Source organism: Bacillus sp. CD3-5 (genome assembly GCF_006349665.1).
Lineage (GTDB): Bacteria > Bacillota > Bacilli > Bacillales > Bacillaceae_G > Bacillus_A > Bacillus_A paranthracis.
Genome location: NZ_VEPX01000008.1, coordinates 158,288 through 173,131, shown reverse-complemented (window position 1 = coordinate 173,131; position 14,844 = coordinate 158,288). Strand labels below are relative to the sequence as shown.

The following is a 14,844-nucleotide window of genomic DNA, read 5'->3' as shown; positions in this document are numbered from 1 at the left end:
AGGGAGAAATAAGAATGAAAAATAATAGTGTTCAAACAAAGGCTAAGTTTAAAGATTTAATGTCTCATAAAAACTATTTACTTTTTTTTACTGGACAAGCTATATCGCAATTAGGAGATAAGATGACTTTAATAGCAGTGCCTCTGTTAATATATCATCTAACTAATTCTCCAATTCAACTAGGGATGGCATTTCTTATTGAATCTTTACCGTGGATATTTTTGGGGCCGATTGCTGGAACGATAATAGACCGCTTTAATCCTATAAGGATATTGGTTTTAGTGGATGTTGTAAGAGTTTTACTGTGCTTAACTCTTTTTATGACAGATTCAATTGTTATGATATATGCCATTGGTCTCTTGTCCCAAACTTGTTCTTGTATTTTTGCTCCAGCAAGATCTGCTATTTTTCCGGATTTAACAGGGAAAAAGTTGTTTAATAAAGGATTAACGCTTAGTCTGACTACTGGACAATTAATTGATGTACTAGGACCATCTATTGCTACATTATGTATTAGCATATTTCACGGTCCAAGATTTATATTTGTAATCGACGCTGTTACTTTTACAATATCTGCAGTATTAACATCTTTAATTGTTTTACAACAAGCGAGTATCCAAAAACAAAATTCATCTTTTCAAAGTAGATTTAAAGAAGGATATAGATTTATTAATAAAAATAAGAAAGTGAAATTTTTATTAATAATTGGTTTAATTAGAACAATAGCAACTTCAGCAATACCAATTTTGTTATTATTACAAGCAAAATATATCTTTGGAAATGAATTAGGGGATAGATATTATGGTTTTCTTGTTTCCGCAGTTGCGTTTGGAATAGTAACTGGAAGTTGGATAATTGGTATTATTGATCGAAATACGTTAAGGAAAAATTATATAATTTTTGGAATTATGGTGCAATCTATAATATACGCAATTATATATTATACAGATAATATTGAAATACTATTAGGATTATTTTTCTTATCTGGTGTAGCTACAAGTGGCACTCTTACACCGGTTAGTTCATTTTATGCAGAGTATATCCCAAGGGAAATACGAGGTAGAGTTTTTTCAGCAATAAATTCTATATTGCAGATTATGGGGATGATTGTATACTTTACAATAGGTTTTTTTGCCGAGTTTATCCAACCCAATAAACTATTATTAGGCATAGGGTGTTTAATGACAGTTAGTATACTACTTATGACATGGATTTTTAAAGGGTGGTCTTTATTACGAAATGATGAGGAAAATAAATCCAAAAAAATAGTGGCAAATTGATTTGGTTTTGCTGCAAAAGTATAATAAATTGCATAGATTCCTAAAGGAATTGCGTCTTATGCTACAGACCAAAACAATTGCTGGATGAATTATTTCTGATTTTGGACAGGTTGGTCCTGTAAATCAAACTGTTCTTTTTATGATATGTATGGTTCCTACTCCAGAAAGAATGGATGTAGTTGTGTTAAAATATTTGAATCCTAGCATACGAATTTACTACTTTATAAAGCGACAATCTTGTTCTACTATGTTATTCCAGTACTTTTGTTGCCCAAGTCGCATACCACCAGGTATGCTTTTTCTTTATTTAACTGTTCAATTGCTATAGGATAAGCTGGATTTTTATTGACTATTATAACATGAGATTTTGAAACACGAAAAGACTGCAAGGATTTCTTGAAAAAGTGTTTTGTAGCCTGCGAGTCTCTTGTTTTGTTTAGAAGAAATTTGATTGTATTCTCTTTCGAATCAACAGCACGATACAGGTATATCCATTGACCTTTTACTTTGATATATGTTTCATCGATTTTCCTGGAGTTATTTGTTTATTTAAGGTGAAATCGGATTCGCTTATCTAACTTAGAACCGTGCTGATGAACCAAACGCATAATGGTTATATGAGAAATAGATAAGCTTTGTTTCTTCATCATTTCCGCTAAATCACGAAAACTGAGGTTGTAGCGTAGACACCATCTTACCGTTAATAAAATAATATTAGGGAGAAAGCGCTTTTGTTTGAATGTATTTTCTTTTTTTCATACCAATCAAGCACCTTCTCTAGACTAGTAGTACCAGTATGTCTAAGATTTGTAGATTTGTTGCAATTGTCCTAAAGCCTCTATACCAGAAATAAAATAAGAAAAGTACAAATTTTAAAGAATATGATAGCTTTACCAGTAAAAAGGTAGCACCAGATGAAAAAATCAAGATGTGATGCTATTTGATTCAGCGAAAGAAAATACATATAGGCCTGAGTTTACGCATGAGAATAGAACGATAAAATTTGAATTGAAGCCGAATAAATAAAAACACATTGGGTAATCCAATGTGTTTTTATGATGGTTAACTTAAAACGCCCAGTTACCTTTACGAAAGATAGGCTCATGTCTGCCATCGGCTGTAATACCGTCGATATCAAGCTCAGCTGATCCAATCATGAAATCTTCGTGTGTAATACTAGCGTTTGCGCCATTTTCAGCAAGTTCTTCTTTAGACATCGTTTTTCCGCCAACTAAGTTAAATGCATAAGCATTTCCGATTGCAAGGTGGCAAGATGCGTTTTCATCAAATAGCGTGTTGTAGAATAAAATATTTGTGTTTGAAATTGGTGAATCATGAGGTACTAAAGCTACTTCTCCTAAGAAGTGAGAACCTTCATCTGTTTCTACTAAATGTTTTAAAGCTTCTTCTCCAACTTCAGCTTTATAATCTACGATACGTCCGTTTTCAAATGTTAACGTGAAGTTATCGATAATGTTACCTGCAAATGCTAACGGTTTTGTACTAGATACTTGGCCATTTACACCTGTTTTAAGTGGCATTGTAAACACTTCTTCAGTTGGAATGTTCGCCATAAATGGTACGTTCTTTTCATTTAAGCTACCAGCACCAGCCCATACATGTTTTTCTGGAAGTTCGATCGTTAAATCTGTTCCAGGACCTGTATAGTGAAGAGCTTTATAATGCTTTTCGTTTAAGTAATCAACTTTTGTATGTAATGTTTTATCGTGTTCTTTCCATGCTTCCACAGGATTTTCTAAATCAGCACGAGTAGCTTTGAAAATAGCATCCCATAGTTTTGCTTCTTGTTCTTCTGGTGCAACGTCAGGGAATACTTTCGCAGCCCATTCTTTCGTAGGAACAGAAATGACACACCAGCTTACTTTATCAGCTTGTACGTAATCACGGTATACTTTCATTGCTTCACCAGCTACTTTATGAGCTGTTGCGATACGCGTTGGTTCTACACCTTTTAATAAATCAGGGTTTTCTGCATAAATAGACATAAATGCAGCGCCTTCTTTTGCTAATTCTTCACGAGCGTGTGCTTTCCAAGATGGAAACTCAGCGAATGCTTCTTCAGGAGCTAGATCGAACTTTAAGCGTGTTAACGTCTCATCATTCCAATCCACATATACGTGTTTTGCACCAGATTTATATGCTTTTTCTGTAACGAGGCGTACAAATTGTACAGCTTCAAGAGGTGCGCTAATTGATAATGTTTGTCCTGGTTGAATATTAACACCAACATTGACTGCAAGGGCAGCATATTTCTCTAACGTTTGTTCAAATGACATATGTATAATCTCCTTTAATTTGAAAGATTTCTTACTATATATAATACAAGAAAATTCAAAAAATATATATAAATATAGCGTAAAAAGAGAGCTCAAAATATATTGAGCCCTCATCGTTATTTAATCGAAGAAGCAAACTGTTCTCCGGTCGTCGTATGGTGTATGCGAACACGCTTCATTTTTAACAATTCATCGGGTTCACCTTTTGTAATGAATTTTCCGGGTTTTGTTGTCGTCGCAAATTGATAATATTTCTTCGTTTCTGCAACGACTTTATCATCTACATGACCGAATGGATAAGCAACTGCGATAACGGGCTTACCTGTTATTTTTTCTAACTTTTCTTTTGATCCTTTTAATTCCTCTTCATAGTTTGTAATTTTCGGTAAGTCTGCATGCGTCGCTGTATGAGATTGCACTGAGAAAATGCCGGAATCGACCATTTCTTTTATTTCAGAAGTAGACAGTGATCCTTCTACATCAACGTTATCAACAATCATATATTCTGTTGCCGCCGGTTTAAATGTATCGTCTTTTAGCTTTTGTAAAACATGGAATGCATTCATATTATTTTTCATACCGTCATCAAATGTAACAAAGATAGGTTTATTTACTTTATTAATATCACCCCAACGTTCAAAAGTTAGTAATGTATAGCTGTTGTCTTTTAAATATTTCATTTGGGCTTCAAAGTTAGCAGGTGAGACGAATAAATCTTTAATGCCTTGTCCGTGATAATCATCGATTGCATGATACATAAGAACGGGAACCTTTTGTTCGAAAGTAATAGCAGATTTTGTGAGTGGAATGGTTTTCCCATCTTCTTTTATGCCTATTGCTTCAATTTGGAACTCACCACGTTTTCCTTCAAATTCTTTTATATCAAAAAGAAGTGTAAACTGTTTCTCCTTTTCTTTAGAAGAAAAAGATTTAGTGTGTTCCTTTCCATCAGCAGTACGCCAAATTTTATATTGTACTTCAGTTAAAGTATCTTTTATATCTGTCATATGAATAGTAGTATTTGTAGACTCGTGTGTAATGGGCTGATAAGAAATTTTACCTTGTTCTTGCACAGTTTCTGTTTGTTTCTTAACTTCTTGAACCTTTTTCTCTTTTTTAGGTTCCTGGCTTACATTGCTAGTATTACAACCTGCTAGAATGGCAGATGTACATAAAGCAATTGCTGCGTATTTTCTCATAAAATCACCTTCTATTGTGTAGTATGTTACATATTTACATTAAAATCCCCACCGCTATAAGAGTGGTGGGGGTATACCCTTGTTCATCATATCATTTGAAGAAAATGGATGGAATGAGAAAAGTAACAATAGATAAAAAAATCACCTTACTTCAACGAGTAAGGTGATTTTTACTAAATAAACAATCCAGCGATTGTTGCAGATAAAATAGAAGCAAGTGTTGATGCAAATAGCATTTTCCAACCAAATTTCGATACGACGCTTCCTTGTTTCTCAGAAAGAGCACGAATTGTACCAACGATCGCGCCAATTTGGCTAATACTTGCGAAGCTAATTAAAAATACTGTAACGATTCCAACTGTACGTGGAGATAATGTTGCTGCAACACCTTTTAAATCAAGGATTGCTACAAACTCGTTTAATACAATCTTCGTACCCATAATTCCGCCAGCTGGGATAATATCTTGAGCTGGAATCCCCATTAAGAATGCGAATGGAGCAAGTACGTAACCGAAGATTTGTTGTAACGTAATAGCATGTCCCATTGCACCTGAAGCTGCGCTAATTACGTAGTTTACAACTTCCATAACACCGATGAAAGCGATCATTAATGCGGCAACGATACCAGCTACTTTTAAACCATCAAGCGCACCGTTAATCATTGCGCCAATAAAGCTGTCTCCGAATAAAGTACGATCAAATTTCTGAACTACTTCGTCTTCTTTTTTCGTATCAACAGGTGTTAATAACGAACAAACGATTAAGCTTGAGAATAAGTTTAGCGGAAGAGCTGCTAGTACGTATTTTGCATCTAACATCATTACGTATGATGCTGTAACAGAAGCAGAAACTGAGCTCATTGCAGAACAACAAATGATAAACATACGGTTTTTATTGAAATGTTGTAAATCATTTTTAATAACGATTAACGCTTCACTTGAACCGAAGAATACAGAGTTTACCGCATGGAACGATTCAACGCGTGGTAAACCAGTAATTTTTGAAATCGCACCGCCGACAACGCGAACGATGAATGGTAAAACACCTAAATAACTAAAGATAGAAAGTAGTGCTGAGAAAAATACGATAATTAATAGTACGTTTAAGAAAAAGACAAAGTCTCTTTGAATTCCATTAAAGAGAAAATCAACACCTGTCGTACCAAGTTTAATTAGTTTGTTGAAAACTTTACTAATGAAAATAATGATTTGTTGACCAATCTTTGTGCCAAACATAAACCAACCGATTAAAATTTGAAAACCAATCATAATAGCAATTGCACGGAAGTTGATTTTACTTTTGTTGTTTGACAAAGCAAAACATAAACCTAAAACGACAAGAATACCGATAATACTCATTACATATTGCATGTAGTTGCCCCTTTCAGAAGTTCGTATAAAGTTTGTACATAAAACGCTCGTTATATTACTAAAAATAACACAAATAGGTTTTATGTCATACGTAAGATGTCTGACCTTTTAGAAAAATAAAAATAAAAAAAGACCCATATGGATTCACTTTCATCTATGAGAGAAAGCTAATCAATATGAGTCCTTTTTGCACATGGTCTAATATTCATTAGTTTTCCCCATAGTCCAGCAATTTAAGGTTGCCGGGTAGAAACTCTCGATCCATATTATCGAGTATATATGAGGTAACATCGTCCGTATTAAATTAGTAGTAGCGTAACATTAACAGAGAACTATCGTCAATAGCTTTTTTTCTTCCAATAGAAATAGACCATATAAGTATGATAAAATGTAACGCAGTGTTATGAAAAAGAGAGGTCGGAAAATGAGTACAAAAATGACGCCACCAGTTGAAAAAAACGAGTTTATAGATGTAGTATTTGAAGATTTAACACATGATGGTGCCGGTGTTGCGAAAGTAAAAGGCTATCCTATTTTCGTTAAAAACGGATTACCAGGTGAAGAAGCGCAAATTAAAATTATTAAAGTGAAGAAAAACTTCGCATTCGGTCGTTTAATGAAGCTTCATACAGAGAGCCCATATCGTAAAGATGCCGAATGCCCAGTGTACAATCAATGCGGCGGTTGTCAGCTTCAGCATTTAACATATGAAGGACAATTACAAGCGAAAGAAAAACAAGTACGCGACGTTATGCAGCGCATTGGAGGACTAAGCGATGTTCCTGTTCATCCTGTACTTGGCATGAAGAATCCGTGGGTATACCGTAATAAAGCACAAGTACCAATTGGAGAACGTGAAGGCGGACTTGTAGCTGGTTTCTATCGTCAAGGAACGCATGACATTATTAATATGGAATCATGTTTAATTCAAGCAGAAGAAAACGATACATTGATTCAAGAAGTAAAACGAATTTGTGAAAAACACGGTATTTCGGCGTACAACGAAGAGCGTAACAAAGGAACACTTCGTCACGTAATGGCTCGTTACGGACAAGTAACAGGGGAGATTATGCTTGTCTTCATTACTCGTACAGCAGAACTGCCAAACAAAAAAGCAATCATTGAAGAAATTGCTACGAAATTCCCAGAAGTAAAATCAATTGTTCAAAACGTAAACCCGAAACGTACAAATGTAATCTTCGGAGAAAAAACGACAGTACTGTACGGATCAGAATATATTTATGACTTTATCGGCGATATTAAATTTGCGATTTCAGCACGTTCATTCTACCAAGTAAACCCAGAACAAACGAAAGTGTTATACGATAAAACGTTAGAATATGCAAAATTAGATGGCAATGAAACAGTAATTGATGCCTATTGCGGAATTGGATCAATCTCCTTATTCCTAGCACAAAAAGCGAAAAAAGTGTACGGCGTTGAAATCGTCCCAGAAGCAATCGAAGACGCAAAGCGTAACGCAGCATTAAACAACATGACAAACGCTGAATTTGGCGTAGGAGAAGCAGAAGTAGTTATTCCAAAATGGTACAAAGAAGGCGTAATCGCTGACACAATGGTCGTAGATCCACCGCGTAAAGGCTGTGATGAAGCATTACTAAACACAATTATCGACATGAAACCAAAACGCGTCGTATACGTATCATGTAACCCAGCAACATTAGCACGTGACTTAAAAGTACTAGAAGAAGGCGGATATAAAACGCAGGAAGTACAACCTGTTGATATGTTCCCACATACGACTCATGTAGAGTGTGTGGCTTGGCTTAAGTTGGTATAATAGAAAAGCAGTTGATATAGGAAAATCTATACCATCTGCTTTTTGGTTTATTGAGAGTTTGAAATTGTATTCATATTGAGAGGATTTGAATTTGAAATGATAGATAATTTTTGGCGTGAATTACCACGACCGTTTTTCGTACTTGCACCAATGGAAGATGTGACAGATGTTGTTTTCCGTCACGTAGTAAGTGAAGCTGGTCGTCCGGACGTATTCTTCACAGAGTTTACAAACTCGGATAGCTATTGTCATCCAGAAGGTATGAAAAGTGTACGTGGCCGTTTAATTTTTACAGAAGACGAACAACCGATGGTAGCACATATTTGGGGAGACAATCCCGAATACTTCCGTCAAATGAGTATTGGTATGGCAGAACTAGGATTTAAAGGCATCGATATTAACATGGGTTGCCCAGTACCGAACGTAGCATCAAGAGGAAAAGGGAGTGGCCTTATTCTACGTCCAGATGTTGCGGCAGAACTTATTCAAGCTGCAAAAGCAGGCGGACTACCTGTTAGCGTAAAAACACGACTTGGCTTTAAAGAGTTAAGCGAATGGGAAGATTGGTTAACGCACATTTTCAAACAAGATATTGCGAACCTTTCTATTCATTTACGCACAAGAGAAGAAATGAGCCAAGTAGATGCACACTGGGAGCTAATTCCGGAAATTAAAAAATTACGTGATCGTATTGCACCAAATACGCTACTAACAATAAATGGTGACATCCCTGACCGTAAGACTGGGCTGGAACTTGCTGAAAAATACGGCATTGATGGCGTAATGATTGGACGAGGTATCTTTAAAAATCCGTTTGCTTTCGAAAAAGAACCAAGAGAGCATAGCAGTAAAGAACATCTAGATCTTTTAAGACTACAACTTGATCTTCAAGATCAATATGCAGAAGTACTGCCACGCTCAATCACAGGACTTCATCGCTTCTTCAAAATTTATGTAAAAGGCTTCCCAGGAGCTGCTGAATTGAGAAATCAATTGATGAGTACGAAATCGACTGATGAAGTGCGTGCATTGCTTGATAAGTTTGAGGCGAGTGTTAGTGAGACACAGGGTAGTGAAACGGTGTAACTTTTGAAAGTTAGAGGGGGTGGAGTGTAGTAATTTTATTAGTGTAAGGTGAACCGTATCATAAGTAAGTGAGGTATTCTATATAAAACGAGGGTAAGAAAAGAATACAGGAGAAAATGGTAGGTTGATCTTGATGTTCACTGATATTAGCATGTTTATTTTACCCCGCTATTTGCGGGCAGTAAAACTCCCACCTTAAAATTCTGCTAGTGCAAAGAGGTTAGGTTGGATTCAGGCTGATAATAAGTGGGGGGATGAATCACCCCCCCCTCACTTATTAAAGTTGCACTTTATTACGCCTATAATTGGAGGCTATGCAAATGTTAAGTGATCAGACGAGATATTCTAGGCTCGCGAATATAACCAAAATAATAAATACAAAATTAGAATTACGTGAAGTATTGCAGCGTGTAACAATGGCGATATCAGAGGAGATTGTTAGGTGTGACGCTGTTGGAATTTATTTACCTGAAGAAGATGGAACGTTTAGAGGGTTTGCAGGAAAACCAGAGACCATAAATGGCGTAACGCTCGATACGCAGGTAATTGATCCTGAAGTAGACTTACTGGCAAAAGAAGTTATTGAAACTAAAAAAACCATCTATATTCCTGATACCTCAAAGGATCATCGACCGGATTCGAGACCAGTCGATGCGTTTAAAATTAAGTCTTTATTAGCTCTGCCTATCTCATTTGGGCAAGAGTTATTTGGTCTTGTTTTTTTATTTGATTATGGAGTTCCAATGAACTTAACAGATTCAGAAATTCAAAGTGTTGAAGCTTATGTAAACATGGCGGCGGTCGCCATTCAAAACGCAAAAAATTTAACCCAAAAAGAAAATCTTATTGCCGAGAAGCAGCTGTTACTAAATGTTACCCGTGATTTATCAATGTGTTCCTCAATACAGGAGAGTTTTGATAAATGCTTTTTTTACTTAGGACAGATTTTAGAGAGTAAAAACATGGCTGCCCACCTTTTAGATCCGCTAGACAAAACAACGATTAAGACAACGAAGTTAAGCTCGGGCTGTGATTGGATAGAAGCAGATTGGATGGAGAAAAACTATGAAGCCAAGATTCAAGAGATTATTCGAACAAAAAATATAGATAGTAAGGGTTTACTGATGATTCCATTGGTTTCAATGGGAGAAGTATTAGGGGTAATCGTCGTTGGCAAAGAGGAAAAAACTCATAATTACGATGATTCCCGAATTCAACTGGCAAAATCTATCGTTGATGCCACAGCTCCTACGTTTTCAAACTTGTTATATATGGATCAACTTGAAAGCATGGTGGAAGAAAGAACGAGAGAACTAGCTGCTGCTAATGAAAAAGTTACAAGTGTGATTGAAAGTATTACGGATGGATTCTTGACTTTGAATAATAAATGGGAATTTATGTATGTAAATAAACATCAACATTTCCCGCAAAGAAAAACAGTAAAAGACGTATTAGGTAAGAATATATGGGAGGTCTTCCCAAGTAGCGTAGATACAGTTATATATAAGGAGCTTCATCGTGTAATGTCAGAGCGAACTACAGTCCATTTTGAATTTTTTTCTACCTCTGATGAATATTGGCATGAAGTTATTGCATATCCGTATGATGATGGTATTTGTTGTATTTGTAAAAACATAACAGAAAAAAAGCAATATGAGCAGGAATTGAAAAGGTTATCCAACATAGAGTTAATAGGGCAAATGGCAGCAGGTATCAGCCACGAGATTAGAAATCCAATGACAACAGTACGAGGATTTTTGCAGTTATTAAAAGAAGAGAACAACTATGAGAAACATAGTAAGTACTTTAATTTAATGGTTGAAGAACTTGATCGTGTCAATTCTATTATTACTGAATTTCTCTCAATAGGTAATACAAAGAAATCAGATTTACAGATGTTAGATTTAAATTCGATTATCTACGATATTATTCCTTTAATAAAGATAGATACGCATAATCAAAATAAATATATTCAAGTCGATACAAATGACGTTCCAGTATTACTTTTAAATCGTAATGAGATACGGCAATTATTAATGAACCTATACCGTAATGGCTTAGAAGCGATGAGTACAGGGAAAACTCTAACTATTAGCACCTATAAGGAAGGGCAAAATTGTGTGGTGCTTGCAGTGCGGGATGAAGGGAAAGGTATCAGCCCTGAAGTATTAGAGAAACTGGGGACTCCATTTTACACAACCAAAGATAATGGAACTGGATTGGGATTAGGCGTATGTTATGCCATTGCTACCCGTCATAATGCAAAAATAGAAATTCAAACAGGATCGGAAGGCACTACCTTTTTTGTTAAATTCAATTATCAAGATAATGGAAACTAATCTTATTTAGATTAGTTTTGTTGAACTGTACCAAAAATATTTATATTTGAGTAGTATAAAAAATGGACAAACCTATATTAGATTTGTCCATTTTTAAGTGTGTTAATTAATAGTAAATCCCCAACCGTAATTTCGCACGGTTATCCCATCCTGTTTTGCTTTATTAATATCATCCTCAAAGGAAGGTGCTATCCCACTACCAACTAAAATACCTTTTACAGTATTTAATTTTAATTCTTTTTTACATAGTTTAATATAATGTTTAATTTGATTTAAAGCGTTTCTATCAATAGGTCCTTTCTTAATTTCTACTACAATAAATTCGTTATTAGTAGTATCTCTTAATAACAAATCTAAACGTGATTCATCTGAGAAGATATGTTGGGATTTTTCAATTGTATAGTTTACATCAAGTATTGAAGGGTTAGAAATAATAAATTTCTCGATATCTCTTTCTAAGATTTGAAATACTTCTTCAGCGGTTAAAACTCTATTAGTAAGTCTACCCTTGGACTCATTTTGCTCAATTAAATCTAGTAATAAATTGATATCAGATGTATTCAATTCTTTCCAAGTACGAAGAGCAGAAGAAATTGCACTTAATAAAGATTGATTAGGATTAAGGTTTGCAGGCCTAGATAATTTACTCAATAATTCAGGCGTAATTTCCAAAGGAACTTGAAGGACTTTAGATTGAATAGGGTTTCCAAACGCAATACATTCACTTGGTGTCAGTTGTTGTATCTCTTTCTTTAGGTGGGGATTATCATATTTATTTATGATTAAACGATTCTGTTTGATATCTTTTACAAGCACGACTTCTTCGACCAGATAATATGCGGTTATATATCGCTTGTTATGTATTGTTTTATGAAAGAATAGAAAATCTCCCTTTTGTACTTTTTGGAGTTTGTCGGTATTAGCCCCTGACTCTCCATATGTATATTCTGTTAGCATCGGGTCCTCATGTCCGAAATTTCGTTCAGCATCTTTATAACCAATTAGATAATTCACTATTGATTCCCTCCCATATAAACTCTAGTATCATTATAATCCAATTGGTTTTAAATGGATAATTTTAAGCGCCTAATCAGCATATGTTGCTGTTTTAAAATCATCTCCACAAGCATTAATCCACCTAAGACTACAAAACCACCTCCTAAAATGTTAAAGTAGTAATTTGACGACATTCATTTACACATGCTACAAGCATTATGATAATCAACATTTCAGGAGGAAACCCAATGGCAATGAGCAACAACGATATATTAAAAAGAGTAAGATATGCTTTAGATATAAAAGATATAGATATGGTAGAAATTTTTAAACTTGGCGGAATGGAAGTAACGAAAGAAGACGTAGTTGATATGCTTACAAAAATAAAGAGAGCGCCTCAGCACGAACCTGAAAACCCTGATGTGGAAGAAGATGAGTACGTAAAAACATGCGATATGATGATGTTAGAGGCATTTTTAAATGGATTTATTACTTTAAAAAGAGGTAAGCAAGATCCGAAACCAGGGCAACCGGCACCTGTACAAAGCAAAGAAAGTGCGAATAACCTTCTTCTAAAGAAAATGAAAATAGCACTATCTTTAACGAGTGAGGATGTACTTGATATATTAGATAGCGTAGGCGTTACGGTGACTAAGGGAGAACTAGGCGCTCTATTAAGAAAAAAAGGCCATAAAAATTACAAAGAGTGCGGCGATAGATACGCAAGGAATTTCATTAAAGGATTAGCTGTAAAGTATAGAGGATAATGATTCCGTTAAAGCGGTAAATGATATAATAGGTAGAGTAGGGTGTTCGTATCCTACTCTTTTTTATATGTAAAATAATACGTTAGGTGATGAAATGGTACATACATATTTAGGTGAGACAATTAATTTTCATATAACTTATAAAAAGAAAAGATCGGTGCGTTTTTTGGTAGATTCTTACGGAAATGTGGAAGTACAGGCGCCGAAAGGGACCCCTGTTGAATACTTAATCCAGTTGCTAGAAGAGAAGTGGGATTGGATTCAGACAACACGTAAGGAAATGGCGGAGCGAGCGCGTGGACCACAGGAAAAGGATTATGATCAAGGAGAAGGCTTTTTGTATTTAGGAAGTACGTATCCGATACAAATTTCTCAAGATACAAATATTACGCAAGACAATGCAGTGTTTGAAGGGGATAAGCTACATATTTATGTGAAAGATCTTAAAGATGAGAAAATACAGCAAGCTTTAAAACGATTTTACTATAAGCAGTGTAAGTCATTAGTAGAGAAGAGTATTAAAGCGCATCAAAGTAACTTTAAAACAAAACCACGTTCTATTCGTATTACAGATAGTAGCCGAACATGGGGCACTTGCGATTCAAATTTACAGCTAACATTCAATTGGAAACTAGCGATGGCACCACAGCGAGTAATTGATTATGTAGTTGTCCATGAAATGTGTCATATGGTTCATTTAAATCATGATCGATCTTTTTGGCGTCTTGTCGGGAAAATAATGCCTGATTATAAGGAAATGGAAAATTGGTTAGCGTTATCTAGTTGGAAGATGACGGTTTAGTGTTACGCTTTGTATAGGGTGCGATTATTGTCAATCTTTGTCGGTAAGTCGATATATTTTGGAAATCGCTGATATATTTGGAGTTGCGCCGATATATTTCAAAAATCGCTGATATATTTGAAGTTGCAATCGATATGTTCAATGAAGAGAAAGCAAAAGGAGATGTCACAGCAGACATCTCCTTTTTTTCTGGCGTAGCAATTATCGTCCAAACTTCACAACAAAATCTCCGTCCACTTTCTCCATTTCATACCCGCGATAACCATCCGAAAGCAAAGCCTGCTGTCCAACAGCATCACTCATCGGAACACTCTTAATCTCCGTCCAATCTCTTTCCTTGTCCCCACGCAATTCCTTCACAAAAACATACCGCAGACTCCCACCATACTTTTCCTTCAGCGCAGCAATCTCCATCCCTTGTGAGAACTTATCTTTTAAGCTTGGAATGTTAAAAGGTGCAACGGTGCAGCACACATAATCATATTTGCTGTTTTCTTTTTGTAATTCGTCCATGATGACTGTCGCTAATATTTTTTGCATCCCATTACCTCGGCAGTTCGGGTGAACGTTTGAGATTTCTTGATAGATGACGCGGTGTAGTTCACTTTCTGGTAAGCCGATATCAAGTCCTAAATGTTCATCGTCGATAGGAGGGACGAGTAGGGCGCGAAATGCGATGAGTTCGTTTTCGATAAAAGCACCGATCATCATGCCGTTTCCTTCTAGAATGTATTGAAATTCTTCTAACGATAGTGGTTGTAAGCGACTTTTATCCTCTAGCGTCTCAATTACAACGTTTTGTAGCGATAAGATTTGTTCGATGTTCTCTATTGTGAGTAATGTAACGTGAAATAGCTCGTTATTTTGTTTTAATCTGCCTTCGTATAGAACTGTCATGCGTTAGTCC

The 14,844-nt window shown here is 35.6% G+C and carries 11 protein-coding genes, 2 pseudogenes and 1 riboswitch; of the genes and pseudogenes, 7 read left to right on the top strand and 6 right to left on the bottom strand.

Annotated features, from left to right (window positions below):
* Positions 1-14: 14 nt before the first annotated feature.
* Entirely contained in the window at positions 15-1,280 is a 1,266-nt protein-coding gene (locus tag FH036_RS16980) for an MFS transporter (protein WP_000794852.1), read from the top strand.
* Positions 1,281-1,369: 89 nt separating this feature from the next.
* On the opposite strand, the pseudogene FH036_RS16975 reads toward FH036_RS16980, so the two are convergent.
* Positions 1,370-1,993 (bottom strand): annotated as a pseudogene (locus FH036_RS16975) (IS6 family transposase).
* Between the two features lie 140 nt (positions 1,994-2,133).
* Here FH036_RS16975 and FH036_RS27740 point away from each other — a divergent pair.
* Positions 2,134-2,306: pseudogene (locus FH036_RS27740) on the top strand (DUF4352 domain-containing protein); the annotation flags it as partial.
* 41 nt (positions 2,307-2,347) lie between these two features.
* Here FH036_RS27740 and FH036_RS16970 read toward each other — a convergent pair.
* The 3 genes from FH036_RS16970 to FH036_RS16960 form a co-directional block, all read right to left on the bottom strand.
* Positions 2,348-3,577, bottom strand: coding sequence for an aminopeptidase (locus FH036_RS16970; protein WP_000007360.1), 1,230 nt, complete (start codon positions 3,575-3,577; stop codon positions 2,348-2,350).
* 116 nt (positions 3,578-3,693) lie between these two features.
* Positions 3,694-4,776 carry a polysaccharide deacetylase family protein gene (locus tag FH036_RS16965; protein WP_001233742.1) on the bottom strand — a complete coding sequence of 361 codons (1,083 nt, stop codon included), beginning with the start codon at positions 4,774-4,776 and terminating at the stop codon, positions 3,694-3,696.
* Positions 4,777-4,949: 173 nt separating this feature from the next.
* A complete protein-coding gene (locus FH036_RS16960) occupies positions 4,950-6,146 on the bottom strand; it encodes a NupC/NupG family nucleoside CNT transporter (protein WP_001200502.1) in 1,197 nt (398 codons plus the stop codon).
* A gap of 201 nt (positions 6,147-6,347) precedes the next feature.
* A riboswitch (purine riboswitch) is annotated at positions 6,348-6,449 on the bottom strand.
* Positions 6,450-6,570: 121 nt separating this feature from the next.
* Here FH036_RS16960 and rlmD point away from each other — a divergent pair.
* The 3 genes from rlmD (at position 6,571) to FH036_RS16940 (ending at position 11,372) form a co-directional block, all read left to right on the top strand.
* On the top strand, positions 6,571-7,947 hold the full coding sequence (gene rlmD / locus FH036_RS16955) for a 23S rRNA (uracil(1939)-C(5))-methyltransferase RlmD (protein WP_139896019.1): 1,377 nt from the start codon (positions 6,571-6,573) through the stop codon (positions 7,945-7,947).
* A 96-nt stretch (positions 7,948-8,043) separates the two neighbouring features.
* Positions 8,044-9,033 carry a tRNA dihydrouridine synthase gene (locus tag FH036_RS16950; protein ID WP_044790840.1) on the top strand — a complete coding sequence of 330 codons (990 nt, stop codon included), beginning with the start codon at positions 8,044-8,046 and terminating at the stop codon, positions 9,031-9,033.
* A gap of 320 nt (positions 9,034-9,353) precedes the next feature.
* Positions 9,354-11,372, top strand: a complete 2,019-nt coding sequence (locus FH036_RS16940; protein WP_138322538.1) for a GAF domain-containing sensor histidine kinase — start codon at positions 9,354-9,356, stop codon at positions 11,370-11,372.
* Positions 11,373-11,474: 102 nt separating this feature from the next.
* Here FH036_RS16940 and FH036_RS16935 read toward each other — a convergent pair whose 3' ends face one another.
* The gene (locus FH036_RS16935; protein WP_070805117.1) at positions 11,475-12,386 is read right to left on the bottom strand and encodes an endonuclease NucS domain-containing protein; all 912 of its coding nucleotides are present in this window, start codon (positions 12,384-12,386) and stop codon (positions 11,475-11,477) included.
* Positions 12,387-12,616: 230 nt separating this feature from the next.
* Here FH036_RS16935 and FH036_RS16930 point away from each other — a divergent pair, with 230 nt between their 5' ends.
* A complete protein-coding gene (locus FH036_RS16930) occupies positions 12,617-13,135 on the top strand; it encodes a YehS family protein (protein WP_001251709.1) in 519 nt (172 codons plus the stop codon).
* Between the two features lie 94 nt (positions 13,136-13,229).
* Complete coding sequence (locus FH036_RS16925) at positions 13,230-13,937, top strand: M48 family metallopeptidase (RefSeq protein ID WP_070805118.1); 708 nt, start codon at positions 13,230-13,232, stop codon at positions 13,935-13,937.
* Between the two features lie 201 nt (positions 13,938-14,138).
* On the opposite strand, the gene FH036_RS16915 is transcribed toward FH036_RS16925, so the two are convergent.
* Positions 14,139-14,834 carry a GNAT family N-acetyltransferase gene (locus FH036_RS16915; RefSeq protein ID WP_138322536.1) on the bottom strand — a complete coding sequence of 232 codons (696 nt, stop codon included), beginning with the start codon at positions 14,832-14,834 and terminating at the stop codon, positions 14,139-14,141.
* Positions 14,835-14,844 lie beyond the last annotated feature (10 nt).